Source organism: Rhizobium acidisoli (assembly GCF_002531755.2).
Classification (GTDB): Bacteria; Pseudomonadota; Alphaproteobacteria; order Rhizobiales; family Rhizobiaceae; genus Rhizobium; species Rhizobium acidisoli.
This window is the reverse complement of the sequence record NZ_CP034998.1, coordinates 3,798,698-3,822,931: the sequence shown is the minus strand read 5'-3', so window position 1 is coordinate 3,822,931 and position 24,234 is coordinate 3,798,698. Positions and strand designations below refer to the sequence as shown.

Genomic DNA, 24,234 nt, shown 5'->3' with positions numbered 1-24,234 from the left:
CTACTATGCGGCACGGGTTGGGCGATCGAAGATACGGCGGCCGAAGAGGCTTGCCGTCAGTTCCACCAGGACGCGGGCGCTCTTGCCGCGATCGTCGAGAAACGGATTGAGTTCGACGAGATCGAGCGACGAGACGAGGCCGCTGTCGGACAGCATTTCCATCACCAGATGCGCCTCGCGGAAGGTCGCGCCGCCAGGCACCGTCGTGCCGACGCCGGGGGCAATTTCGGGATCGAGGAAATCGAGGTCGAGGCTGACATGCAGCAGGCCGTTCGCCTTGGCGACTACATCGAGGATCTCACGCATGATGGCGCCGATGCCCTGCTCGTCGATCGCGCGCATATCGAAGACGTTGACGCCGTGTTCGTGGATTTCCTCGCGCTCACGCGCATCGACCGAACGGATGCCGACCTGGAAGACATTCTTCGGGTCGACGAAGGCACGATCGCTCGGCAGGATCTCGGCGAACTCCGCCTCGCCGCAGAAGAAGGCGACGGGCATGCCGTGAATATTGCCGGAAGGCGAAGTGGCCGGAGAGTTGAAATCGGCATGGGCATCGAGCCAGAGCACGAAAAGCGGGCGGCCTTTGCCGGCGGCGTAGCGCGCCATGCCGGATACGCTGCCCATCGAAAGGCTGTGGTCGCCGCCGAGAATGAGCGGGAAGCGGCCGGAGGCGGCGACGTCATGGACGCTGCTTTCGAGCGCCCGCGTGAAGGCGCCGACGATTCTCAGATTATGGGCCTTCGGATGATTCGGTAGATCCATCGCCGGTACGATCCTGAGATCGCCGAGATCGGCGACGTCGTGGCCGAGCTCGATCAACGTCTGATCGATGCCGGCGATGCGCAGGGCCGCCGGGCCCATGGCCGCGCCCCTGCGGCCGGAGCCTTCTTCCAGCGGCGCGCCGATAAGGGTGACAGATTGCGATTGGGCATTCATTCGAGGGCTCCGTGGTGAGGCCGGTTTGGCTGATAGTGGGATAAAGGGCTGACGGCAAAAAGATGGAAAAGTGTCAGAAATGGATTATGATTGCGCAAATTGATAAACCTATTTTGACAAAGTGATCAGCGTGGACGATCTCGATACCGAGCTTCTAAGTGCACTTCGCCACAATGCCCGGATTTCCGTCTCCTCGCTTGCGGCGATGACCGGCGCCTCGCGGGCAACGGTTGCCGCCCGGATCGACCGGCTGGTCGCCGGCGGCACCATCGTCGGCTTCACCATCCGCACCGGTCACGAGACGCGGTCCGCCGGCGTGCGCGCCATCGTCATGATCGAGGTGCTCGGCAAGCTCGCCGACAGGGTGGCCGATCAGCTGCGCGGCCTGCCGCAGGTCCGCGCCCTGCACAGCACCAACGGCAAATGGGATTTCGTCGCCGAGCTCGAGGATCGAGACCTTGCCTCTTTCGACGAGACGCTGCGCCGTATCCGGCTGATCAACGGCATCAATTCGACCGAGAGCAATATTCTGCTGAAGACCAGCAAGACGGGTTTTTAGCGTATTTCACGCGACGCCCTGGCCGGTGAAATCGGCGAGCCCGCCCCTCATCCGCCTGCCGGCACCTTCTCCCCGTAAACGGGGCGAAGGGGAATAGCCGCGACCTCTCCGCCCCTCGCAGGGCACGTCCCCTCTCCCCGTTCTTACGGGGCGAGGGTTAGGGTGAGGGGCAGCCGTCGGTCCGAATCAGACAGCCATCCGCCGTGTACTTGTGAATTAAGCCGGCTCAATATTCCCGTTCGTAGACGACACCGGCTTCGCCGGCACCGTTGCCGCCGGCGGCACCGCGCAACTTGACGCCGCGGCCGACGTCGAGGTTGATGATTGCCTTGGCGCCGGCTGCGCCGCCCTGCTGCAATTCGAAATAGGTGCGGTCGTTGAGATAACGGCCGACGCTGACGCTCGTCTGGCCCTTGGAATCGGTGCTGATGTCGAGATCGTCGACACCGAGCTGATTGCGCAGGCCTTCGAAAAGCGAGGTCGAGCGGTTGCCGGCCAGCTGGCTGACGGCGTCGGCGAGCTGGGCGATCTGCACCGGCGAGAGTTTTGACATCGACTGGCCGAAGATCAGCTGCGCCAGCACCTCATCCTGCGGCAGCTGCGGCGAGGAGGAAAAGGTGATTGCCGGGTCGGTGGCGAGGCCCGCGACGTCGACGGTCAGCGTCGTCGAGCCGGAGGCCGAGGTCGCTTCCATATCAAGGGCCGGCGTCAGGTCGCCGGCAAAGGTGATCCGGCTCTTGTCGGTGAAATCCAGACGGCGGTTGAGAATGGTCAGCCGGCCGCGGCGCATGGTGAATCCGCCGGTCACGATCGGCGCTGCCGCCGTGCCGCGGATCGTCACCTTGCCGCCGAGCTCGGCATCGATGCCGCGGCCGCGCGCGAAGATATGCGAAGGCGCGTCGATTTCGAGATCAAGGGTGATGGTGGAGGATTTCTCGGTCGGTTTCCGTTCGCCATCGTCGCGCAGCTGCGCAAGCACTGCCCGCGGCGCATTCTTGTGGCGGATGTCGATTTCCCTGAGCGAGGTCGGCAATTTTTCCGGGACGGTGATCGAGGTCTTGTCCAGCCGAAGCTTGCCGCTCAGCGTCGAATTCATGATCGGGCCGCGCAGACCGAGTGTGCCGTTGACAGTGGAGACGACGAGCGTTCCATCGACGTAGACCGCTTTGTCGAGTTTGATCGAAATATCGGCGGGAAAGCCGCCGGCCGGCTGGATGCCGATGGTGCCGCTTGCCGAAATCGTGCCGCCGCCCCCGAGGTTGCCGCTGAGGCGCGATATCACCGCCTGGCTGCCGTTGAAGGTGACCGTCGCCGCGAGATTGTTGACGGCGAGATTGCGCCGGACGTCGACGAGCTTGGCGCCATTGGTCGAGACGGTGCCGTTGATGACGGGTGCCGCGGCCGTTCCGCCAACCTGCAGGTTGAGAGTGGCGACGCCGTCGGCAACGAGGCCCTGCTGCGCAAGCGGCGCGCCGAGCACGGCGAAAGGGAGATTGCCGTTGAAGTGCATGTCGAGGGCGCGATTGCCTGTGATCACGACGCTGCCGCCGCCCTTCAGCGACATGCCGGCATCACCGGCAAGGCTGGTGTCGACCGTCAGCCTGTTGCCGGCAAGTTTGCCTGATGCGCCGATGGTGAACGGCGAAAGGCCGGCGCCTTTTGTCTGGCTGGTTGCGGCGTTCTTCCAGTCGACCTTGAAATCGACTGACGGCGCCGATAGCGCGCCGGTGGCTTTTGCGGTTGCCGAGACCGCGCCTTCGGCTGCAAGGCCCGGAACAAAGCCGTTGGCGATCGCAGCCGGAACATTGGCGGCATTCACGGTGGCATCGACCGCGCGGATCGAGGTGCCGGCGAGCGAAAGATTGCCGGCGGCTTTCAGCGCAATGCCGCCGCTGCCGCTGAGATCGGCATCGAAATCGAGCCGGTCACCGGCGTATTTTCCCGTCGCCGCCAGTGCCAGGCGGGAGAGGCCGGCAGCCTTGGTGTGGCTGGTTGCGGCATCCTTCCAGTCCAGCTTGAAATCGACGATCGGTTTTTCAGGCGTTCCCGAGGTGACGGCGTTGGCCGAAACTGTGCCTTCGGCACCGAGGCCGGGAACGAAGGCATTGGCGATATTGGCCGGAAGGGCGGGAATATCGGCATTGATCGAAAGATCGCGGATGGCCGTTCCGGCGATGGTAACGCCGCCGGTCGCCTTGGCCAGCACCCCGTCCTTGCCGGCAAGGTTGGCATCGAAGTCGACCCTGTCATTGGCGTATTTTCCGGATGCCGCCGCGCTCAGGCCGGAAAGGCCGCTGCTCTTGGTCTGAGCGGTTGCGGCGTTCTTCCAGTGGAGCTTGAAATCGACGGCGGGTTTGGGCAGGGCGCCGGAGGCAGATGCCGTTCCAGACACCGTGCCCTCGGCGGCCAGACCGGGGACGAAGCCGTTGGCAAGGGCTGCCGGCAGGTTGGCGAGATCGGCCTTGACGTCAAGGTTGCGAACCGAGGTGCCTGCCGTTGCGACATTGCCCTTGGCTTTCAGCGAGAGGCCGTCCTTGCCGCCGAGATCGGCATCGAAATCGAGCCGGTTGTCGGCGAAATGGCCGGAGGCGGCAAGCGCCAGTCCCGAAAGATGAGCGCTTCTGGTGTGGCTGGTCGCGGCATCGGTCCAGGCGAGCTTGAAGTCGGCATTCGGTGCGGCGGGGGTCCCGGCGGCGGACAGGGTGCCCGATATGGTGCCGCCGGCCGCCAGATCCGGAACGAAGGCATTTGCGAGGCTGGCCGGAATCTTGGCGATCTCGGCGTCGACCTTGATGTTTTCGACCGTCGTGCCGGCGAGGGCGACATTGCCGGTGCTCTTCAGCGAGAGGCCTTCGGCGCCGCTGGCCGCGGCGTTGAAATCAAGCTTGTTGTCGGCGAATTTTCCCGAGGCGGTCAGGCCGAGAGCGGCAAGGCCGGCACGCCTCGTGTGGCTGGTCGCAGCATCCTTCCAATCAAGGTCGAAATTGGCGGTCGGGGCGGCAAGCGAGCCTGCGGCCGAAACCGTTCCGGAGATCGCGCCTTCGGCGGCGAGATCGGCGACGAAGCTGTTTGCGATGCCGGCCGGGATATTTTTAAGCGTTGCATCGAGTTTGACGTTGTCGATCGTCGTGCCGGTTATGGCGACATTGCCGTTTGCCTTCAGCGAGACGCTGTCGGCGCCCGCTATCGCCGTGTCGAAATCAAGCTTGTTGTCGGCGAATTTACCGGATGCCTTCACCGCGAGGTCTGCAAGGCCGGCACGCTTGGTGTGGCTGGTCGCAGCATCCTTCCAATCAAGGTCGAAATTGGCTGTGGGAGCGGCAAGCGAGCCTGCCGCCGAAACCGTTCCGGAGATCGCGCCTTTGGCAGCAAGATCGGCGACGAAGCTGTTTGCGATGCCGGCCGGGATATTTTTGAGCGTTGCATCAACCTTGACGTTGCCGATCGTCGTGCCGGTGACGGCGACATTGCCGGTTGCCTTCAGCGAGAGGCTGTCGGCGCCTGCTATCGCCGTGTCGAAATCGAGCTTGCTGTCGGCGAATTTACCGGATGCCTTCACCGCGAGGTCGCCAAGGCCGGCGCGCTTGGTATGGCTCGTCGCGGCATCTTTCCAATCGAGATCGAAATTGGCGGTCGGCGCGGACAGCGGTCCGGTCGCCGAGATCTTCCCGGTGATCACGCCTGCTGCAGCGAGATCGGGAACGAAACCATTGGCGATGCGGGCCGGCAGGTTGAGAATGTCGGCGTCGATATCAAGCGCCGGCGCCTTCGGGTCGGCGAGTGCGACATTGCCGGCGGCCCTGAGGGACAGGCCGTCACCGCCGCCAATCGTCGTGTCGAAATCAAGCTTGTTGTCGGCGAATTTGCCGCCGGCGGTGATGCCGAGCGGCGCCAACCCGGCTCCCTTGGTCTGGCCGGTCGTCGCATCCTTCCAGTCGAGCTTGAAGTCGGCGACGGGTGCGGCCGGCGTTCCGGTCACGGCAATCTTTCCGGAGATCGTACCCCCGGCCGAAAGGTTCGGCACGAAACCGTTGGCGAGAGCCGCCGGCAGGTCGCGAATGTCGGCATCAAGCTTCAGCGTCTCGCCGGCCGAACCGGTGACGCTCACCGAGCCGGTGCCTGTTTTCAGCGTCAGCCCGGTCAGGCTGGCGGTGCCGCCGACAATTGCGACCTGCGTCGGTGCCGCAAGTTCGACCGGGATATTGCGGGGGCTTGCCGAAAAGCGGTCAAGGTTAAGGTCGATCGCCCCATCCGCCATCTCGATATTGCCGGCGGCCAGCACCGGGTTGCCGTCATAGGCGGCATTAAGATCGAAATCGGTCTGGTTCTGCTGCCTGGTGAAACCGAGCGAAAGGCCGGCGATCTTGTTTGCCCCGGCATTCAGTTCCTCGGCCTTGATCGTGCCGTTTGCCGCAAGGGCGCTGAGATCGCTGACCGTGACATCGATATCCGGCTTGACGATCGCAAGCGTATCACGACGGATCGATGCGCCTGATGCACGCAGCTTGAGCGCGATCTTGCCATTGTCGCTGGCGACGCCAAGCGATCCCTTGAGATCGCCTTCGGCCTTCTGCCCGCCGAGTGCCGCGAGCAGGCTGATATTGGGGAAGTCGAAGGTCAGCGCGCCTGTCGGCTCCAGGGCGGGCGAGAATTCCAGATTACCGGTCAGCCGGTTGCCGCCGATATCGGCGGTCAGCGCCGGAATACGCATCCGGCCGTCCGCGGAGCTGATGTCGCCGTTGATGGCGATCGGCTGGCCGTCGATCGTGCCGGTTGCAGCGATCTTGCCCTGCGGCGCCTTGGGATCGGCAAGACCCGACAGGTCGATATTGAGGTTGCCGAGCGTCCGCTCAGCCATTTTAAGGCTGGGGGACTTGAGATTGGCCGTCACCGAGATGGCTGGCAGCTCGCCGCCCACTCTCAACGCATACCCGGCCCCGCCGCTGGCGCCGGTCATGAGTTTGCCGATGTCGGGCAGCCGGCCGGAAAGATCGGCATTCACCTTCGAGCCGTCGAGCGCGACATTGCCGGCGGCCTCAAGCGTGCCGGAGGTCAGGACGAGGTTGGACAGCGCGAATTTCGACGGGATGGTGCCGGTCAGCTGGCTTTCGAGTGTGATCGGTCCGTCGAACCTGCCCGAGACCGCAACCGGCAGGGCGGCCGGCGCGACGCTGAGCTTGACGTTGCCGGTCAGCGCCTGGTCTGCCAGCCGGTAGGAGCCGTTCAGGCCGCCGTTGATATTGGCGCTTTCGAGGGTGGTGCCGTTAAAGCCGATGCTGCCGGGCGTTATCTGCAGGGGAGAGGCGATCGTCACCGGGCCCTGGACGGCGCGATTGAGGTTCGGCTCCGCAAAGGTCATGTCGCCGGCAACGAGACGCAGCTGGACGCTGCCGGATCGGGCGGCGAGATTGAAGGCGTCGCTCTTTGCCGTCAGTTTGACATTGCCGATAACGGCTTGCGGTAGGGTTGCGGTATCGAGCGAGCCGCTGACATTCAGTCGGGCCGCCTGGGCATCGCCCGTCAGGGCCAGGTTGAGGCCTGAAATCAGGAAGCGCGCTTCGCCTTCGGCGAGCGGCCAGCGGAAATCGACAGGCCCCGATGTGCCGAGCAGGTTGGCGTTCAGGCTGTTGTTGCCGGCCGGATCGAGCGTGCCCGAGGCGGCGATGACGACGCTGCCGGTGGCGATATTGCCGGTCTGGATATCGATCTTGCCGTGGTCGTCGAAGGTTGTGGCCAGATCGATATTGGTCTGGCCTGAAAAAAGCGGCCGGAATGCCGATGGAAGCAGCGAGCTCAGGTCACCGCCGCCCTTGAGGTCGAGGTGATGCAGGCCGTCCGCGCTGATCTGATGCCGGGCCTCGATCGCGGCGCGCTGCTGGCCGTCGAGAGCGGCCTGCACTTTGCCCCTCCAGTCGGATATCGGTCCCTGGCCGTCGAGATCGATGTTGACGGCGGGATTGTCGGGCAGGCCGAGAAAGCCTGCCAGCAGCCCACCCTTCGGTTCGGCAAGCTGCGCTTTCAGCCGCAGCCGGTTTTCCGCCGGCGCATAGGCGATATCGGCGACAAGGTGGGCATCCGGGACGGCATGACGGCGGACATTGACGATTGCCTCGCCGCCATCGCGGTTTGCCGACAGGCTGCCTTCGGCGGCGAGCGCGAAGGCGCGCCCGGCAAAGGGTTCGGCCAGTTTGATGTCGGGCAGCGCGACGCGGTCGATATCGACCTTGATCGGAAGACTGAAACCGCCGGCATTTTCCGCTGCATGCCGCGAGGGCAGGGTGCGCGCCGGCTTGCGCAGCACGTCGATCGCTTCGATCTCGAAGCGTTTGGCATGGAAGGTTCCGGTCAGCAGCGCCAGCGGGTTCCAGTCGATGGCGATGCCGTGAATTTCCGCAAAGACGCCCCTGGTGTCGGAAACGGTGATCTCGGCGGCGCGAAGCCCGCCGGTCAAAAGACCTTGCGGTTCACGCACGGTAATCGTCATATCGCGGTTGGACAGCGTCGAGGCGATCTTTTCGGTAACGATGCGGGCGCCAAAGGCGGTGAAGCCGAAGATCGCCAGTGCCAGGACGGCAAGAATCAAGATGGCGCCCACACCATAAGCGGTGAGCCGCAGGAACCAGTTGACGATTTTTGCCAGCATTTGCATCGGCGCGGACACTACCCCGTTTTCACGATGGTTCACAAATCGATATCGGCCCTTCTAGAAGGATTGGCCGATGCCGGCGTAGATTCCATAATCTGTGCCACCTTCGTACTTGTTCAGCGGCATGGCAAAATCAAGCCGCAGCGGGCCGAAAGGTGTGGCATATCGTATTCCGGCGCCGGCGCCGGCGCGGATATCCGAAAAACCGGGAAAGGTGCTGTCCGATACGGTGCCGACATCGATGAAGGGCACAATGCCGATCGTGTCGGTGATCTTGATGCGGGCTTCCAGCGAACCGGTGACATAGGAGCGGCCGCCTGTCGGATCGCCATTATCGTTATAGGGCGAGATTTCCTGAAAGCTGTATCCGCGCACGGAGCCGCCGCCGCCGGCAAAGAAGCGCTGCGTGGCCGGAATATTCTCGATGCCGCCGCCGCCGATCAGGACGCCGGCGGCGACCTTGCCGGCCAGCACCATGCCATCCTCGGCGCCGAAGGGCAGATAGCCGGAGATCGAGCCCTGGAATGCCGCATAGGGCGTGGCATTGAAGATCTCGTAACCGGGCTTGGCCGAAAATGTTGCGCGATAGCCTTCCGTCGGGTTGAACTTGTCGTCGCGGGCGTCGCGGTCATATTGAAGCGGCAGGGTGAAGGTCAGGTAGTCGTTGGTGCCGAAGGCGTCGTCATCGCGCTCCCAGCTGACCTCGCCGCTTGCCGAGACGGTGTCCCGGTCGGTCAGCTCGTAGGAGAGGCCGAGCGAGGCGGTGACGAGCGTCGCATTATAGGCATCCGGATTCTCGGTCTTGGCGACGATGCCGGCCTTCAGCGTGGCGGCGGGGAAGAAGGCGCCGGGCTTGGTGAAGAGGATGCCGGCGGAATAGTCGAGGCTGCCGACATCGGTGGTTTCGCCGAGCCGCGACACCGATCCCTCGATCCGCAGCGTTTCGGCTTCGCCGAACAGGTTGCGATGGCCCCAATAGCCCTGGACGCCGAAGCCGTCGGTGGTGGAATATTGGGCGCCGACGCCGAAATAGCGCTGCTTGCCTTCGGAAACCTCGATCGTCATCGGCAGCGTACCATCCGGCGCCAGCGCATCGCCTTCGTGGATGGTGACGCTTGAGAAGACGCCAAGGGCGCGAAGCCGCTCGCCGGCTTTTTTCAGCGCTTCCGGGGAATAGGCTTCGCCCTTGTCGAGCCGGGAATAACGCTGGATGAACCCCGGCTTGACGGTTTTTTCGCCGGTGACGCCGACATCGCCGATCGGGGCGACCGGGCCGCCTTCGGCCGCAAGGACGATATCGACGGTGTCACTCCTGTGGTCGGCGACGACCTTGCGTTCGGTGAGCTTGGCGAAGGGCCGGCCTTCGCTCTTTAGCTGCTCGACGATCTTGTCGCCGGCCTTGATGATGGCAAGCGAGCCGGCCTGGGCGCCCGGGGCCAGATCGTAATCGGCGGGATTGTGGTTTGCTGCATCGCCGCCGAACTGCACTTCCCTGACCTTGAAGATCGGGCCCGGCTTTATGTCGACGGTGACCGGGACCGGCCCGGACCGGTCGAATGTCGGATTGGGCGGCAGCTCGTCGATATTCTTGCCGTCGATGGTGATCGTTACCACGCCGCCGTAACGGGCCTTTTCATAAAGAGCTGCGATCAGCCGCTCGCGGTCGTCGCGCGCTTTGACGACGACGCCGAGGTCGCCGGAAACCGGCAGCTTCTGGTCACTGAGGAGGCGGGAGCTGTTTTGCAGCGCTTCTTTCAGGTCGGGATCGGCGGTGTCGGCTTTGAGATCGACGTTATAGCGCACCGGATCGGGCACCTGCTGCGCTTCGTCCTCGTCCTTGCCGAAAATGGTGATGCCGAAAAGCTTGAAGGCGTAAGCGTCGCCGATCAGGACCGGTGAGAACGCAGCTGCTGCTGCGACCACCATCATGGTGCCTGTTCGCCGATACGCAGTACCTGTTTTCGGGCCTGTCCCTCTAATCCGCATACGCTGCTTTTGGTTAGGTCTTCAATGAAGCTTCGTTGCCCAGCCGTGAACAGCTTAGCGGCAAAATCGCGCGGGGTGTACCATTTTAAATTGCCAGCGCACTAATTTAGCACAAAAAATCCCGGAGGTGTGTCCGGGATTTCCTGTGTTTACCGGTTTGCCAGCGGTATCAGCGCGGGCAGGTATCGATATAGCGGCGGCCGTAGCGGTCGCGATAGTAGCACTGGCCGGGCTGTTCGGCGACGCTGCCGATAAGGGCGCCGGACACACCGCCGATCGCGGCGCCAACGGCTGCACCGCGGACGTTGCCAGTGACTGCGCCGCCGATGACCGCACCTGATGCAGCGCCGATGCCGGCGCCCTGTTGAGTCGGCGTGCAGCTTGCGATCGACAGGCCGATCAATGCGAGTATGACAGCTTTTTTCATCTTTTCTCTCCGAGGTTGTTGCCCAGCGGGCAGAGGCCGTCCCTTTTTATTTTTCGTCAGACTAGAGCGAAAACTATGTCGGAAGAAAGGGTTGTCCACTGTTGCGCCGATTTTTTTGCGATGTGGCTATCGTCGTCCTATGCAGGGATCGCAAACCAGGCGGCGTTCCGCGGCATCAATTTCATTGATCACAACTCGCAGATTTTTTATCTGGAATCATTCAAAAAACTGGGCCTTTTGCCGCAGTTGATGTTAAAGCAAAGGGTAAGCATTGACGCGCGGACGTCCGGTCGGCAAGAACGGCCGCGCGATACTGGAGCACCTGCATGGATTTCGAAGCGTTTTTCAAAAACGAACTGGACGGGCTTCATGCCGAGGGCCGTTACCGCGTTTTTGCCGATCTCGAGCGTCACCGCGGCAATTTTCCGCGCGCGACGCGCCATACCGCCGATGGCGAAAAGGAAGTCACGGTCTGGTGCTCCAACGACTATCTCGGCATGGGCCAGAACCCGAAGGTGATCGAGGCGATGAAAAACGCCATCGACCACTGTGGCGCGGGTGCGGGAGGCACCCGGAATATTTCTGGCACCAACCACTATCACGTCATGCTTGAGCTTGAGCTTGCCGATCTGCACGCCAAGGAATCAGCCCTGATCTTCACCTCGGGCTATGTGTCCAACTGGGCAGCGCTCGGCACGCTTGGCGCCAAGATCCCCGGCCTGATCATCTTCTCCGACGCGCTGAACCATGCCTCGATGATCGAGGGCATCCGTCATGCCAAGTGCGACAAGGTGATCTGGAAGCACAATGACGTCGCCGATCTCGAAGCCAAGCTTAAGGCCGCCGATCCGAAGGCGCCGAAGCTGATCGCTTTCGAAAGCGTCTATTCGATGGACGGCGATATCGCCCCGATCAAGGAAATCTGCGACCTCGCCGACAAATACGGCGCGATGACCTATCTCGATGAAGTGCATGCGGTTGGCATGTACGGCCCGCGCGGCGGCGGCATTGCCGAGCGCGAGGGGCTGATGGACCGGCTGACCGTCATCGAGGGCACGCTTGGCAAGGCCTTCGGGGTGATGGGCGGTTATATTGCCGCGTCTTCAGCGCTTTGCGATTTCATCCGTTCCTTTGCCTCCGGCTTCATCTTCACCACAGCGCTGCCGCCGGCGCTTGCCGCCGGTGCGGTCGCCTCGATCCAGCACCTGAAGGTCAGCCAGTTCGAGCGCGCCCGCCATCAGGACCGGGTGCGCAAGCTCCGGATGCTGCTCGACCAGAGCGGCATTCCGCATGTGCCCAATCCGAGCCATATCGTGCCGGTGCTGGTCGGTGATGCCGCCAAGTGCAAGTGGATTTCCGACCTGCTGCTCGACAATTGCGGCGTCTATGTCCAGCCGATCAACTATCCCACCGTGCCGAAGAAGACCGAGCGCCTGCGCATCACCCCGACGCCGCTGCATTCGGATGCCGATATCGCCCATCTGGTCGAGGCGCTGCATTCGCTCTGGTCGCGCTGCGCGCTGGCAAGACACGTCGCCTGATTTTTCGATGACCGCGCCATTCAGGACCTCCCTTGGAGGTCCTGACGGTGATCGGCTGTGCGCCTCTCCGGCCGGCCAACCTTCCCTATCCTGACCCAGATCATCCGTTCGGCGCCGGCTCGATGCCGATGATGCGCCGCAACCGGTCCGCCGATGCGCGTGGCTCCTTCTCTGCGTTTTCCCCTTGCCGCCGACCGCCCCTCCGCCGACTACGCATGCGCAAAATGAGAAAACCTTTTCTCACTTGACATAACGGTTGGTAAAAGCTTTTCTCAAGCCACTTCAGAAGGAGGACGGTCTGAACATATCGGGAGGAAAAAGAGGCAGGATCACCATCCATGAGGTGGCGGCGGCGGCCGCGGTCAGCATCTCGACCGCGTCGAAGGCGCTCAACGACACCGGCCGGATGGGCGCGGAAACCCGCGAGCGGGTGAAGCGCATTGCCGGCGAAATCGGTTATCGGCCGAATGCGCTGGCAAGAGGTCTTCTCAGCAAGCGTAGCTTCACGATCGGGCTGCTGACCAACGACACCTACGGCCGTTTCACGCTGCCCGTGATGGCGGGTATTTCGGACGCGCTCGTCGATCACGGCGTTTCGGTTTTCCTGTGCGCCATCGAAGACGATCCGGCGCTCGCCCAGATCCATGTCGATGCGATGCTGGACAAGCAGGTCGACGGCATCATCGCCACGGGAAAGCGGCTGGACCGGCGCCTGCCGGTCGACCTGTCGAATTTGCATGTGCCTGTCGTCTACGCCTTCACCGAGGGGACGCAGAACAGCGTTACCTTTCGTTCGGACGACGAACAGGGCGCAAGACTGGCGGTGGAATGGCTCGCCAAGATCGGGCGGCGGCGGATTGCCCATATCACCGGGCCGGAGGATTTCTTCTCGGTGCGGGAACGCGCCGGCGCCTATCACGAGGTGGCAGGCCACCGCGAGCCGGTGCTTTACGGCGTCTGGTCGGAAAGCTGGGGCCATGAGGCGGTCGAGAAGCTTTGGAAGAGGCCGGGGGAAAAGCCCGATGCGCTGTTCTGCGGCAACGACCAGATCGCCCGCGGTGCCGCCGATGCGCTGCGCGAGCGCGGCGTCAAGGTGCCGCAGGACGTCTCGCTGATCGGCTTCGACAATTGGGAGATTGTCGCGGCCCAGACGCGGCCGCCGCTGACGACGGTGGATATGGAGTTGAAGGAGCTCGGGCGGCAGGCCGGATTGACGGTGCTGGCGCTTGCGGAAGGACGGCCTGTCGAGCCGGGCGTGAGGAAATTGCCGTGCCGGCTGATCGTCCGGCAGTCATGCGGGGGCAAGACCCCGAATGATTAAGGGAATGAAATCTAGGGAATGAGCAAAAGGCGCAGGGAGATGCGCCATATCGGGAGGAGTGTCATGATCAAGCGTCTTTTGGCGGCGACCAGCATCGCTAGCTTATGCCTGTTTTCGGCTGCGTCGGCGGCTGAAAATGTCGAAATGTGGGTTCGTTCGGGCATCGGCGACGCCTTCAAGAAGGTCGTCGAAGCCTATAATTCCGGCCATGAGAACAAGGTCGTGATGACCGAAGTGCCGTTCTCCGAACTGGTGCAGAAATATGCGACGGCGATCGCCGGCGGACAGGCGCCCGATGCCCTGTCGATGGACCTGATCTATAATCCCGCCTTTGCCGCGGCCGGCCAGCTCGAGGATCTGACAGACTGGGCGAAATCGCTGCCCTATTTCAACTCGCTGTCGCCCTCGCATGTCCGCCTCGGCACCTATCAGGACAAGATCTACGGCCTGCCGCTCTCGGTGGAGACGTCGGTCTTTGCCTGGAACAAGGATCTCTACAAGAAGGCCGGTCTCGACCCGGAAAAGGCGCCTGCCAACTGGGATGAAATCACCGCCAATGCCGAGAAGATCCGGGCCTTGGGTGACGATACCTACGGCTTTTATTTCTCCGGCGGCGGCTGCGGCGGCTGCATGATCTTCACCTTCACGCCGCTCACCTGGGGTGCCGGCGCCGATATCCTGTCGGCCGACAGCAAGACGGCGACGCTTGATACCCCGCAGATGCGCAAGGCCGTCGATATCTACCGCAACATGGTCAAGAAGGACCTGGTGCCGGCGGGTGCGGCCAGCGATACCGGCGCCAACTTCCTGACCTTCACCAACGGCAAGATCGGCCAGCAGAGCCTTGGCGCCTTTGCCATCGGCACGCTGGTGACCGAGCACCCCGACATCAATTTCGGCGTGACGCTTATCCCCGGCGTCGACGGCAAGCCTTCGTCCTTTGCCGGTGGCGACAATTTCGTCATCACCAAGGGCACGAAGAAGATCGATGCGGTGAAGGGCTTCCTCGAATATGTCTATTCGGAAGACGGCCAGAAGATCATGGCGAAATACGGCAGCCTGCCGACACGCGGCGATATTGCCGACAAGGTGCTCGAAGGTCTCGATCCGCGCATGCAGGTCGGTCTCAAGGCGATCAGTGTCGCCAAGACGCCCTATACGCTGCAGTTCAACGACCTGATCAACAGCGCCAACGGCCCGTGGGCAAGCTTCACCAACGCCGCGATCTTCGGCGACGATGTCGACGGCGCGTTTTCCAGCGCCCAGTCGGAAATGCAATCGATCATCGATAGCGGCCAGTAACTCTCCCCCGGCCGCGGCCGGGGAGCGGTGGCAGCTTCCCGGCCAATCCCAACCGACAGATGCGGAGCGTTTCGATGACCGGTTCCGGTTCAGAGATTCTATTGCCTCGGCGCAGGCGACGGCGCCAATCGAACTGGCGCGGCCTTGCCTATATCGCGCCGGCCATGGCGCTGGTCATCGTCTTCTTCATCATGCCGGTTCTGTTCACCGGGTGGATGAGCCTGCACAACTGGCCGCTGATGGGGGCGTCGCGCTGGATCGGCCTCAACAATTATTACCGCATGGTCAACGACACCCGCTTCGTGACGGCGCTGAATTTCACCGCCTATTATACCGTGATCGTCACCATCGCCATCTTCGCCGTCGCCTTTCCGCTCGCCATCTTCGTCGAGAAGGAACGGCAGTTCGTCAGCGCCTATCGCACCATCATCTTCCTGCCCGTCGTCGTCGGGCTTGCCACCGCCTCGCTGCTCTGGGTCTGGCTTGCCAATGTCGATAGCGGCTTCATCGGCCCGGCCCTGAAAGCGCTCGGTCTTTTGGAAAAGAGCCCCAATCTGCTGGCGACCTTCGACACCGCCTTCCTGACCATTGTCGTGATGGTGGTCTGGAAGATCGCCGGCTTCACCATGATCATTCTTCTTACCGGCCTGCAGGCCATTCCGTCCGAACTGACGGAGGCGGCCCGCATCGACGGCGCCGGCCGCTGGCAGCGTTTCCGGCATCTGACGCTGCCGCTGATGCGCAAGACGATCGCGCTGGCGCTGATCGTCTCGGTCACCGGCTCGATCCTCGCCTTCGACCAGTTCTACATCATGACCTCGGGCGGGCCGCAGAACAAGATGATCTCGGTGGTCTACTACATCTTCAACCAGTCCTTCGTGTCGTTCAATCTCGGTTACGGCGCAGCCCTGTCGATCGTGCTTCTCGCCATCCTGGTGGCGATCAGCATCGTGCAGCTCTGGCTGCTGCGCGTCGGGGAGGAGCGTCCATGAGCACCTCGAGGGAACGCCGCGCCCGTAAGGCCATCCGCGTAAAATCCGCCTATCATCTGACCGGCATCGCCATCTCGATCTTCTTCCTGGCGCCGTTTGCGATCACGCTGCTCGCCTCCTTCCGCCAGGGGACCGAAGCCAGCCTGCCGCCGCTGCCGCCATGGCCGACATCGGGCGTCAGCTTCGACGCCTATGCGCTGCTCGATACGTTCGGCGCCGGCATCTGGCGGCACATGATCAATTCGCTGTTCGTCTCGGTCGCCACCGTGGTGCTGACCGTCGCCGTCAGCCTGCTCGCCGGCTACGGCTTCTCGCGGTATCGCTTCCCGATGAAGAATGCACTGTTCGTGCTGATCATCGCCACGCTGATGATCCCGTTCCAGTCGATCCTGACGCCGCTCTTCATCATCCTGGCCAAGCTCGGCCTCAACAATTCGCTCATCGGGCTGACGCTCGTCTATGTGACGCTGCAGCTGCCTTTCTCGGTCTTCATGATGCGCAACGCCTTCGATGCGGTACCGAAGGAGATCGAAGAGGCGGCACGCATCGACGGCGCCCGCGACCTCCGGCTTCTGGCCCGCGTTCTGCTGCCGCTGGTGCTGCCTGGTGTGGCGACGGTGGCGATCTTTGCCTTCCTCAATGCCTGGAACGAGTTTCTCGCCGCGCTGGTGCTGCTCTCCAGCAATGAGAAATACACCTTGCCGGTGCTGATGACGGCGGTTCGCGCCGGGCGGCTCGGCGCCATCAACTGGGGAGCGGTGCAGGCCGGCGTCGTCGTCATGACGATCCCTTGCCTGATCGTCTTCCTGCTCCTGCAACGCTACTACATGCGCGGGCTGATGGCCGGCGCCGTGAAATGATCATAGGGAAAGTCCAGCCATGACCAAATCAAGCAACGACCGCCAGTTTCGTCCCGTCGCCGTTCCCGATGTGGAACTCGGCGGCTTCTGGGGCAAATGGCAGGACGCCGTCTGCAATTCCACCGCCGAAACCCTGCTCGACCGCTGCGTCGAGGCCGGCATGCTGAAGGCGATCGATGTCAACCAGCCGAGCCCCGGCGTCGTCATTCCCATTCAGCCCTGGGGCGGGACCACGCAGATGTTCTGGGATTCCGATCTTGGCAAGTCGATCGAGACCATCGCCTATTCGCTCTATCGCCGGCCGAACCCGAAGCTGGAAGCGCGCGCCGATGAGATCATCGACATGTATGAGAGGCTGCAGGACAAGGACGGTTATCTCAATGCCTGGTTCCAGCGCGTCGAGCCGGCCCGCCGCTGGACCAACCTGCGCGACCATCACGAGCTCTATTGCGCCGGCCATCTGATGGAAGCCGCCGTCGCCTATTATCAGGCGACCGGCAAGCGCAAGCTGCTCGATATCATGTGCCGTTTTGCCGATTACATGATCACCATGTTCGGCCATGGCGAGGGCCAGCTGCCGGGCTATTGCGGCCATGAGGAGGTCGAGCTCGCGCTGGTCAAGCTCGCCCGCGTCACCGGCGAGAAGAAATATCTCGAGCTGTCGAAATTCTTCATCGACGAGCGCGGCACCGAGCCGCATTTCTTCACGGCGGAAGCCGCTCGCGACGGCCGGAGCGCTGCCGACTTCCATCAGAAGACCTATGAGTACGGCCAGGCGCACCAGCCGGTGCGCGAGCAGAAGAAGGTCGTCGGCCATGCGGTGCGCGCCATGTATCTCTATTCCGGCATGGCCGATATCGCCACCGAATATAAGGACGACAGCCTGACGGCGGCGCTGGAAACGCTCTGGGACGACCTCACAACCAAGCAGATGTACATCACCGGCGGCATCGGCCCGGCCGCCTCGAATGAAGGTTTCACCGACTATTACGACCTGCCGAACGCCACGGCCTACGCCGAGACCTGCGCCTCTGTCGGCCTAGTATTCTGGGCCAGCCGCATGCTCGGGCGCGGTCCGGACCGGCGTTACGCCGACATCATGGAGCAGGCGCTTTATAACGGCGCGCTGCCCGGCCTTTCCACCGACGGCAAGACCTTCTTCTACGACAATCCGCTCGAAAGTGCCGGCAAGCATCATCGGTGGAAATGGCACCATTGCCCCTGCTGCCCGCCGAATATCGCCCGGCTGGTGACCTCGATCGGTTCCTACATGTATGCCGTTGCCGACGATGAGATCGCCGTGCATCTCTACGGCGAAAGCACCGCCCGGTTGAAGCTTGCCAACGGCGCCGACGTGGAACTCGCGCAGACCACCAACTATCCGTGGGATGGCGCAGTCGCCTTCACCACCAGGCTCAAGACGCCGGCCAAATTCGCGCTGTCGCTGCGCATTCCCGATTGGGCCGAGGGCGCCACCCTCAGCGTCAATGGGGAGATGCTCGATCTTGCCGCCAATATCCGCGACGGATATGCCAGGATCGATCGTGAGTGGGTCGATGGCGATCGTGTCGCCCTTTCCCTGCCGCTTTCGCTGCGCCCGCAATATGCCAATCCGAAGGTGCGCCAGGATGCCGGCCGTGTCGCATTGATGCGCGGGCCCCTGGTCTATTGCGTCGAGACGACCGACAATGGCGAGGATCTCAACGCCATCGTTCTGCCGCGCGAACTTCCGGCCGCCGAAACCGTCGTGCTGAAGGATCTCAACGATGCCGTCGCCCTCGATCTCAAGGTCGAGCGCGAGGAGACGTCGAACTGGGGAACACCGCTCTACCGCAATGCGCCGGCTCAAAGGCAGGTCGCCACCGCGCGTTTCGTGCCCTATCATCTCTGGGACAACCGCGCGCCCGGAGAGATGCTCGTCTGGGTCCAGTCGGACAAGTAGGTCGTTTGGGGATGACGAACGGTATGGCTAACAAGAGCGTCGTGCTCCAGGACGTGCGCAAAAGCTATGGCAATCTGCAGGTGGTCCACGGGATCGACCTGACGATCGAAGAGGGCGAATTCGTCGTCTTCGTCGGCCCGTCCGGCTGCGGAAAATCGACGCTGCTTCGCATGATCGCCGGCCTCGAGGATGTGACCGACGGCGAGGTCGAGATCAAGGGACGCGTTGTCACCGATCTCGATCCGTCCGAGCGCGGCATCGCCATGGTCTTCCAGTCCTATGCGCTCTATCCGCATATGAGCGTGCGCGACAATCTGGCCTTCGGGCTGAAGATGGCGCGCACCCAAGCTGCCGAGATCGAGACGCGGGTGAAGGCTGCCTCCGCCATCCTGAAGATCGACCATCTTCTCGACCGGCGGCCGGGACAGCTTTCCGGCGGCCAGCGGCAGCGCGTGGCGATCGGCCGGGCGATCGTGCGCAAACCCGATGTCTTCCTGTTCGACGAGCCGCTGTCCAATCTCGATGCGGAGCTGCGCGTCTCGATGCGCATCGAGATCGCCCGCCTCCACCGCGAACTCGGCAATACGATGATCTATGTCACCCACGACCAGACCGAGGCGATGACGCTCGCCGACAAGATCGTCGTGCTGCGCGACGGCCGCGTCGAGCAGGCCGGAACGCCAAGGCAGATCTACGAAGATCCCGCCAATACCTTCGTGGCGGGCTTCATCGGCTCGCCGAGGATGAACCTCTTGAATGCCCGCTGCGGCGAGGGGGGACTGGTCGAAGTTGCCGGCTCCCACATCGAAACCGCCTTGATCAACTCGGGCCGGCCGGCCGGAGGCGCGGTGACGCTCGGTCTGCGGCCGGAGCATCTGAAGGTGGCGGCCGATCGGTCGGGCAAGCTGACGGCCACGGTCGATTTCTCGGAATATCTCGGGGGAACGCAATATCTCTACTGCCAGCTCGCCGACGGCCAGTCGCTGACCGTCGAGCACCGCTCACCGATCAGCATCGCGGCGGGCGAGCAGGTCGGCCTGCTGTTCGAACCGGCGGATTGCCGCTTGTTCGACGAGGCTGGCAACCGGCTGCGGTAAGCTTCAGCCGGCGATCTCCAATTTCATCAGATCCGCCGCCCTTTGCCGGGCCTGCCGGTCGGCGGCGAAGACATCGTCCATGTCTTCAGCCGGCGGCAGGCCGGCCAGATCATCCATGACCCTTTCGGTGATCTCGGCCATGGCGAGGAAGGGCAGCCGCCCTTCGATGAAGGCTTCGAGCGCCACTTCCTTGGCGCCGTTCAGCACAGCACCTTGAACGCCGCCGCGCGTCATCGCCAGGCGCGCCAGCCGCAAGGCCGGAAAGCGCAGCTCGTCCGGCGCCTCGAAATCGAGTCTTGCGAGCTTGGCGAAATCCAGCCGCTCGATCGGCAGGTTCGGCCGGCGCGGAAAGGACAGGGCATAACCGATTGCGGTGCGCATATCGGGGGCGCCGAGTTGGGCCAGCACCGAACCGTCGGTATAGCCGACCATCGAATGGATGATCGATTGCGGATGGATGATGACCTCGATCTGTTCGGGCGTCAGGCCGAACAGATGCCGGGCTTCGATCATCTCAAGCGCCTTGTTGAACATCGAGGCGCTGTCGATCGAGATCTTCAGGCCCATCGACCAGTTCGGGTGGGCGCGCGCGGTCTCCGCCGTCACACCCGCCATCTCCTTCAGCGAGGCGGTGCGGAAGGGGCCGCCCGAAGCCGTCAGCACGACCCGTTCGATGGCATGGCGCTGATTTTCCTCAAGCACCTGGAAAATCGCATTGTGTTCGCTGTCGACGGGAAGCAGCCTGCCGCCGCCCTTGCGGATCGCGCCAATGAACAGATCGCCGGCCGAGACCAGGCATTCCTTGTTGGCAAGGGCGATATCGGCGCCGCGCTTTGCTGCTGCCAGCGTCGGCGCCAGGCCGGCGGTGCCGACGATTGCCGCCATCACCCAGTCGGCTTGCCGGTCGGCCGCTTCCATCAGGCCGGATTTTCCGGATGCGACGGCGATGCCGCTGCCGGAAAGCGCGCTCTTCAGCGCCTCGTAATGCCGGTCGTTTGCCGTCACCGCCATCCGCGCGCCGAAGGTTTTCGCCTGCCGGGCCAGCAATTCGACATTGCCGTTGCCTGTTAGTACGGAGATTTCGAAATTCTCCCGCCCGCCCAGGTGATCGACGACATTGAGGGTGTTCTGGCCGATCGAGCCGGTCGAGCCGAAGATGCTGAGGCGCCGCGGCGCGGTTTTGCCGGTCATTATCTGCAATTTCGCGAAAATTTCTCTCGTAGGCTCAGGCTCTACTAGGCTTTGCAGGGGGCGGCAAGTGTGCGGTGCAGCAGATTTCATCCCTCAAGGGGTTTACAGAGCTGCGGCTGGATGTGATCCTTGTGACGTTGCCGGCGGATTCGAATTCGTCGCGCCGTTCGCGGTCGCAGAGGCAATTCGGGACGCTGCGGCGTCCATCGAGAAAAGGCACTAAGGTGCCGCGGGCCTTTCCGGCCAAACATTAAAACCGAGGATGAAACCGGGATGGGCGGCTTGGCCGCAATCCCCCATCACGTTCGTTGTGCGCGCATCTTTGTGCGCTGCGGCCCCCGTGTCCGTGAAAATGTTGGATTTCATGACGATAGCCAAAGCAGCCTGCATTCTCTTCGCCATCCTCCTCTCGCTCGCCCCTGCGGCGAGGGCGGATGACCTGCTGATCTGGTCGCCGGCCAAACTCTCCGACCGATCCTACAAGGCGACGATGGGCTTTCGCCTCCCGGCCGAATGGGAAACCAGCGCCGGCGCCGATATTGCGCTCGCCTCGACCAAAGGCGGGGCGCCGCTGCCCGATTCCGAACAGGCAATGCTCTGGGGCAGGATCGTCAGGACAAACGTCACGCCATCAGGCCAATCGCAGCGGGGCGCAAGGATCAGCGTCGATACGCTGCGCGGCAGCGGCGCGCTGACGCTTAGCCGCTCGCGCAGCTGGATCCTGTCGGATTCGCTCGATATGCAATCGAGCCGGTCGATCAGCGTGCAATATGATGCGGTCGATATCAAACAGGCCTCGGTGACGGCGTCGCAGGCCCTGAAGCTGATCCATCCCTGGACGGGAACCTCGCTGTCGGCAGGCGCCGGCATCAGCAATGCCAGCGGCGATTTTTCGAGTTCGGTTGCCGTCAACCAGGCGATCCTGCCGAACCTCAATCTCGATGCCTCGGTGAGCAATCCGTTTTCGGAAGATGAGGCCGGCAGCGTCAATCTGCGCTATCGCCTCAACTGGTAGCAACCCTGCAACCAAAACCGGCCGAGGGGCGTTTCCTCAGCAGACTTTAAGGAGGAACGGATCATGGTGTTCAAGGAACAGACATTTCATGGGCTGGAGCCCGAGATGGAAGCGGAAATTGCCAATCGTGCATCGGTGGAAGCGGCCGTCGCCAACGCGCTGGCGATTGCCGGCGGCATCGATGCATCAGATGTCGAAGTGACGATGGAAAACGATCAGATCGTGTTGACCGGTCAGGTCGGTACCGTCGGCGAGATCGAACGGGCAACCGCGGTTGCGAGGGCCGTCGAAGGCGTACATTCGGTGCAAAACCGGATCCTGCTCGGCGGGCCTCCGCTCAATGAGCGGCACTGACGCACCGTTATCTCTCAATCAGCGCTCAGCCGGTCAACCGGCGAAGCGCTCGACCAGGAAGGACGAACCTGCCAGGCGATCCGTCTTCTGCAGGGACACCGGCCCATGCGGCTGATAGGCAATGGCAAGCAGGACGGCGCTGACGGCGACATAGGCGATTGCCAGAAGAGTCATCTTGATACGCATGACGCTTACTCCTTTTGCCGAATAACGCGGCCGATATAGCGAAGTTCCGCATCAACAGATCAAATGAAAAGCCCGGCGGTTCAGCCGGGCTTCGTGCGTGGATCGCCTATCGGCAGACCCTGGTTTCCTTGATGACCGTATGGCCGTGGCGGCGGATTTTTTCCGTCTTGGTAAAGCAGTCGCGGGAAACGTAACGCCGCATATCGTGGCGGTAATAGGGGCTGTGATGGCGGTAATAGGGACGTTCCGAATCACGGTAGTACGGGCGCTCATCACCCGTGGTGATCGTCACACTGGCCGCCTGGGACGGCATTGCGGAAAAGATCGATGCGGCAGCAAGCGTGCAGGCAAGAATAATCTGTTTCATGACAAGCCTCTCTTTCTCAGTTGCTCATTGGAGCAACTCATTGGTCAGGGGAGCAACTCGCTGGAAGCGCTGTCGGTTCAATCACATAGCGTTACCGATTGTGTCGAAGAGAAACCTTTGCGGCCGCGGATCGTTACCGCAGAGAAGCGCCGGAGGCATCGAGAATGGGACCGATTGCAAGGATCATCGCCATCGTCGCCGGGCTTGCCGGCGGCACGGTCTTTTCGCAGGCGCCGGAATTTGCCCAGCAATACCGCCAGCGGATCGGCGGCGCGATCGACGAATTGCGCGTCATCGTCGAGGATTTCAACAGGCAGGCAGCCGACCACCACCTCGATCGCCAACAGGCGCTGAACACCTACGCGCAATCCTCCGACGATTTCCTGCGCGACCGCGGCGTCTCGATGCAGAGCACGATCACGCGCTACGAGACGCTGCTGGCGCAGCAACTGAAACTCGGCACCGCCGCCCCGGTCGCCAAGCCCTTCGTGCTGCTAGGCGAGCCGGACGATGTGGTGTTCGCCAATACTTGGCGCGACTTTGTGCCGGGTGTGCCGGTTAGCTTTTCGGGTCTGGTTTGGGGCGCGATTGGGTTTGTCGGTGGCTGGGTCGTGGCTGCGTTGCTGGGATTGGGAACGCGGCGCGCGGTGAGGACACGGCGCGCCAGTGGTTCCGCAAAGTGATGATAAGGCTAGCCAAGCTTTTGAAGATTTAAGCGCCGACGGCCGCCAGTTTTGGAGAAGATCTGCGGAGGGCGCTATAAGCCGGCCGCCTTTCGCAATGCATCGTTCATCCTTGACTGCCAGCCTTTGCCAGTGGCCTTGTAGAACTGGATGATATCGGCATCGAGACGGATGTTCAGAGGTTGCTTCGGGTTATCAAGCTTGGGTCGACCGCGGGCTGCAATGGCCCTCTCCATCTTTTCAGCGACCTCAGGAAATGCCTCCTTGAAGGGCTTGGCGCTTGCCATTTCTTCCTTGGACAGAGGGGGATTGTCGGAGACGGCATCCCAATCCTCCTTGGAGTAGCCGCGGCCAGGCTGAAACTGGGTTGTTTTCCGGGCTTTGATAATCATCGGATCATACTCCTTTCGTCCTTGCGGGCGGGCCGCATCGAAATGATCGAAAGCGCCTCAGAGCCCTTGGATCGCCCATCTTTGGCGGGAACGACAACGGAAGACAGGAAGAACTCGAAAGTCAGATCGGCGAAATCGAGGCCATGTTTCTCGATATTGGCAATCCGCTTCGGTTCGTCCCACACGATCTCCATTAAATGTATCTACAATAATTCGATGCCGTGGACAACAATTAATGTGGATACAAAAAGGCTTTCGCAGACGTCAAGCGGAGAAGTGCAGCGAGCTCAATTGCTCCGACCTCGCGGTCGCGGCGATGACCTAGTGGTAACGGCATTATGGTGATCCCGACGCGATTCGAACGCGTGACCCCCAGATTAGGAATCTGGTGCTCTATCCTGCTGAGCTACGGGACCACTGAAGCCATGCATACA

At 62.5% G+C, this 24,234-nt stretch carries 20 protein-coding genes and 1 tRNA gene; 11 read left to right on the top strand and 10 right to left on the bottom strand.

The genetic code is table 11. The features are described 5' to 3' along the window. Window positions 1–3 precede the first annotated feature (3 nt). Complete coding sequence (gene rocF, locus CO657_RS18635; protein ID WP_054182458.1) at window positions 4–939, bottom strand: arginase; 936 nt, start codon at window positions 937–939, stop codon at window positions 4–6. A 121-nt stretch (window positions 940–1,060) separates the two neighbouring features. Between rocF and CO657_RS18630 the strand changes: the two genes are divergently transcribed. Then, complete coding sequence (locus CO657_RS18630; protein ID WP_012559170.1) at window positions 1,061–1,498, top strand: Lrp/AsnC family transcriptional regulator; 438 nt, start codon at window positions 1,061–1,063, stop codon at window positions 1,496–1,498. Window positions 1,499–1,724: 226 nt separating this feature from the next. On the opposite strand, the gene CO657_RS18625 is transcribed toward CO657_RS18630, so the two are convergent. From CO657_RS18625 to CO657_RS18615, 3 genes are all read right to left on the bottom strand, one after another. Next, window positions 1,725–8,147 carry a translocation/assembly module TamB domain-containing protein gene (locus CO657_RS18625; protein WP_054182459.1) on the bottom strand — a complete coding sequence of 2,141 codons (6,423 nt, stop codon included), beginning with the start codon at window positions 8,145–8,147 and terminating at the stop codon, window positions 1,725–1,727. A gap of 54 nt (window positions 8,148–8,201) precedes the next feature. After that, on the bottom strand, window positions 8,202–10,130 hold the full coding sequence (locus CO657_RS18620; protein WP_197283874.1) for an autotransporter assembly complex protein TamA: 1,929 nt from the start codon (window positions 10,128–10,130) through the stop codon (window positions 8,202–8,204). A gap of 169 nt (window positions 10,131–10,299) precedes the next feature. Continuing rightward, window positions 10,300–10,557: a YMGG-like glycine zipper-containing protein gene (locus CO657_RS18615; RefSeq protein WP_003582726.1), complete on the bottom strand. Its 258-nt coding sequence runs from the start codon at window positions 10,555–10,557 to the stop codon at window positions 10,300–10,302. A 326-nt stretch (window positions 10,558–10,883) separates the two neighbouring features. Between CO657_RS18615 and hemA the strand changes: the two genes are divergently transcribed. The 7 genes from hemA (at window position 10,884) to CO657_RS18580 (ending at window position 19,612) form a co-directional block, all read left to right on the top strand. Then, the gene (gene hemA / locus CO657_RS18610; protein ID WP_054182461.1) at window positions 10,884–12,098 is read left to right on the top strand and encodes a 5-aminolevulinate synthase; all 1,215 of its coding nucleotides are present in this window, start codon (window positions 10,884–10,886) and stop codon (window positions 12,096–12,098) included. Window positions 12,099–12,441: 343 nt separating this feature from the next. Continuing rightward, on the top strand, window positions 12,442–13,419 hold the full coding sequence (locus CO657_RS18605; protein ID WP_054182462.1) for a LacI family DNA-binding transcriptional regulator: 978 nt from the start codon (window positions 12,442–12,444) through the stop codon (window positions 13,417–13,419). Window positions 13,420–13,482: 63 nt separating this feature from the next. After that, a complete protein-coding gene (locus CO657_RS18600) occupies window positions 13,483–14,721 on the top strand; it encodes an ABC transporter substrate-binding protein (protein ID WP_054182463.1) in 1,239 nt (412 codons plus the stop codon). 74 nt (window positions 14,722–14,795) lie between these two features. Continuing rightward, entirely contained in the window at window positions 14,796–15,713 is a 918-nt protein-coding gene (locus tag CO657_RS18595) for a carbohydrate ABC transporter permease (protein WP_003589886.1), read from the top strand. After that, window positions 15,710–16,573: a carbohydrate ABC transporter permease gene (locus CO657_RS18590; protein ID WP_054182464.1), complete on the top strand. Its 864-nt coding sequence runs from the start codon at window positions 15,710–15,712 to the stop codon at window positions 16,571–16,573. Before CO657_RS18595 ends, CO657_RS18590 begins: the two co-directional genes overlap by 4 nt. Window positions 16,574–16,592: 19 nt before the next feature. Next, window positions 16,593–18,515: a glycoside hydrolase family 127 protein gene (locus CO657_RS18585; protein ID WP_054182465.1), complete on the top strand. Its 1,923-nt coding sequence runs from the start codon at window positions 16,593–16,595 to the stop codon at window positions 18,513–18,515. An 11-nt stretch (window positions 18,516–18,526) separates the two neighbouring features. Further along, window positions 18,527–19,612, top strand: coding sequence for an ABC transporter ATP-binding protein (locus tag CO657_RS18580; RefSeq protein ID WP_054182466.1), 1,086 nt, complete (start codon window positions 18,527–18,529; stop codon window positions 19,610–19,612). A gap of 3 nt (window positions 19,613–19,615) precedes the next feature. On the opposite strand, the gene dxr is transcribed toward CO657_RS18580, so the two are convergent. Further along, window positions 19,616–20,806 carry a 1-deoxy-D-xylulose-5-phosphate reductoisomerase gene (gene dxr / locus CO657_RS18575; RefSeq protein ID WP_054182526.1) on the bottom strand — a complete coding sequence of 397 codons (1,191 nt, stop codon included), beginning with the start codon at window positions 20,804–20,806 and terminating at the stop codon, window positions 19,616–19,618. A gap of 361 nt (window positions 20,807–21,167) precedes the next feature. Here dxr and CO657_RS18570 point away from each other — a divergent pair, with 361 nt between their 5' ends. Next, the gene (locus CO657_RS18570; RefSeq protein WP_054182527.1) at window positions 21,168–21,818 is read left to right on the top strand and encodes a hypothetical protein; all 651 of its coding nucleotides are present in this window, start codon (window positions 21,168–21,170) and stop codon (window positions 21,816–21,818) included. Between the two features lie 63 nt (window positions 21,819–21,881). Further along, window positions 21,882–22,172 carry a BON domain-containing protein gene (locus tag CO657_RS18565; RefSeq protein ID WP_012559159.1) on the top strand — a complete coding sequence of 97 codons (291 nt, stop codon included), beginning with the start codon at window positions 21,882–21,884 and terminating at the stop codon, window positions 22,170–22,172. 33 nt (window positions 22,173–22,205) lie between these two features. Here the strand turns inward: CO657_RS18565 and CO657_RS36805 are convergent, their stop codons facing one another. Beyond that, window positions 22,206–22,358, bottom strand: a complete 153-nt coding sequence (locus CO657_RS36805; protein ID WP_003589895.1) for a hypothetical protein — start codon at window positions 22,356–22,358, stop codon at window positions 22,206–22,208. A gap of 106 nt (window positions 22,359–22,464) precedes the next feature. Next, window positions 22,465–22,725 (bottom strand): hypothetical protein, encoded by a 261-nt coding sequence (locus CO657_RS18560; RefSeq protein WP_003589897.1) that lies wholly within the window; start codon window positions 22,723–22,725, stop codon window positions 22,465–22,467. Window positions 22,726–22,889: 164 nt separating this feature from the next. On the opposite strand from CO657_RS18560, the gene CO657_RS18555 reads away from it, so the two are divergent. Further along, the gene (locus tag CO657_RS18555) at window positions 22,890–23,408 is read left to right on the top strand and encodes a DUF2937 family protein (protein WP_054182467.1); all 519 of its coding nucleotides are present in this window, start codon (window positions 22,890–22,892) and stop codon (window positions 23,406–23,408) included. A gap of 74 nt (window positions 23,409–23,482) precedes the next feature. Here CO657_RS18555 and CO657_RS18550 read toward each other — a convergent pair whose 3' ends face one another. The 3 genes from CO657_RS18550 to CO657_RS18540 form a co-directional block, all read right to left on the bottom strand. Next, window positions 23,483–23,695, bottom strand: a complete 213-nt coding sequence (locus CO657_RS18550) for a BrnA antitoxin family protein (protein WP_239620445.1) — start codon at window positions 23,693–23,695, stop codon at window positions 23,483–23,485. 101 nt (window positions 23,696–23,796) lie between these two features. Further along, entirely contained in the window at window positions 23,797–23,994 is a 198-nt protein-coding gene (locus CO657_RS18545; RefSeq protein WP_054182469.1) for a BrnT family toxin, read from the bottom strand. Window positions 23,995–24,139: 145 nt separating this feature from the next. After that, window positions 24,140–24,216 (bottom strand) — tRNA-Arg (locus CO657_RS18540). Between the last annotated feature and the right edge of the window lie 18 nt (window positions 24,217–24,234).

Excerpts from the sequence above, each read along its gene's own strand:
- rocF (WP_054182458.1), bottom strand. The coding sequence starts at position 939 with ATGAATGCCCAATCGCAATCTGTCACCCTTATCGGCGCGCCGCTGGAA.
- CO657_RS18625 (WP_054182459.1), bottom strand. The coding sequence starts at position 8,147 with ATGCAAATGCTGGCAAAAATCGTCAACTGGTTCCTGCGGCTCACCGCT.
- CO657_RS18620 (WP_197283874.1), bottom strand. The coding sequence starts at position 10,130 with ATGCGGATTAGAGGGACAGGCCCGAAAACAGGTACTGCGTATCGGCGA.
- CO657_RS18615 (WP_003582726.1), bottom strand. The coding sequence starts at position 10,557 with ATGAAAAAAGCTGTCATACTCGCATTGATCGGCCTGTCGATCGCAAGC.
- hemA (WP_054182461.1), top strand. The coding sequence starts at position 10,884 with ATGGATTTCGAAGCGTTTTTCAAAAACGAACTGGACGGGCTTCATGCC.
- CO657_RS18600 (WP_054182463.1), top strand. The coding sequence starts at position 13,483 with ATGATCAAGCGTCTTTTGGCGGCGACCAGCATCGCTAGCTTATGCCTG.
- CO657_RS18595 (WP_003589886.1), top strand. The coding sequence starts at position 14,796 with ATGACCGGTTCCGGTTCAGAGATTCTATTGCCTCGGCGCAGGCGACGG.
- CO657_RS18590 (WP_054182464.1), top strand. The coding sequence starts at position 15,710 with ATGAGCACCTCGAGGGAACGCCGCGCCCGTAAGGCCATCCGCGTAAAA.
- CO657_RS18585 (WP_054182465.1), top strand. The coding sequence starts at position 16,593 with ATGACCAAATCAAGCAACGACCGCCAGTTTCGTCCCGTCGCCGTTCCC.
- CO657_RS18580 (WP_054182466.1), top strand. The coding sequence starts at position 18,527 with ATGACGAACGGTATGGCTAACAAGAGCGTCGTGCTCCAGGACGTGCGC.
- CO657_RS18570 (WP_054182527.1), top strand. The coding sequence starts at position 21,168 with ATGACGATAGCCAAAGCAGCCTGCATTCTCTTCGCCATCCTCCTCTCG.
- CO657_RS18565 (WP_012559159.1), top strand. The coding sequence starts at position 21,882 with ATGGTGTTCAAGGAACAGACATTTCATGGGCTGGAGCCCGAGATGGAA.
- CO657_RS36805 (WP_003589895.1), bottom strand. The coding sequence starts at position 22,358 with ATGCGTATCAAGATGACTCTTCTGGCAATCGCCTATGTCGCCGTCAGC.
- CO657_RS18560 (WP_003589897.1), bottom strand. The coding sequence starts at position 22,725 with ATGAAACAGATTATTCTTGCCTGCACGCTTGCTGCCGCATCGATCTTT.
- CO657_RS18555 (WP_054182467.1), top strand. The coding sequence starts at position 22,890 with ATGGGACCGATTGCAAGGATCATCGCCATCGTCGCCGGGCTTGCCGGC.
- CO657_RS18550 (WP_239620445.1), bottom strand. The coding sequence starts at position 23,695 with ATGGCAAGCGCCAAGCCCTTCAAGGAGGCATTTCCTGAGGTCGCTGAA.
- CO657_RS18545 (WP_054182469.1), bottom strand. The coding sequence starts at position 23,994 with ATGGAGATCGTGTGGGACGAACCGAAGCGGATTGCCAATATCGAGAAA.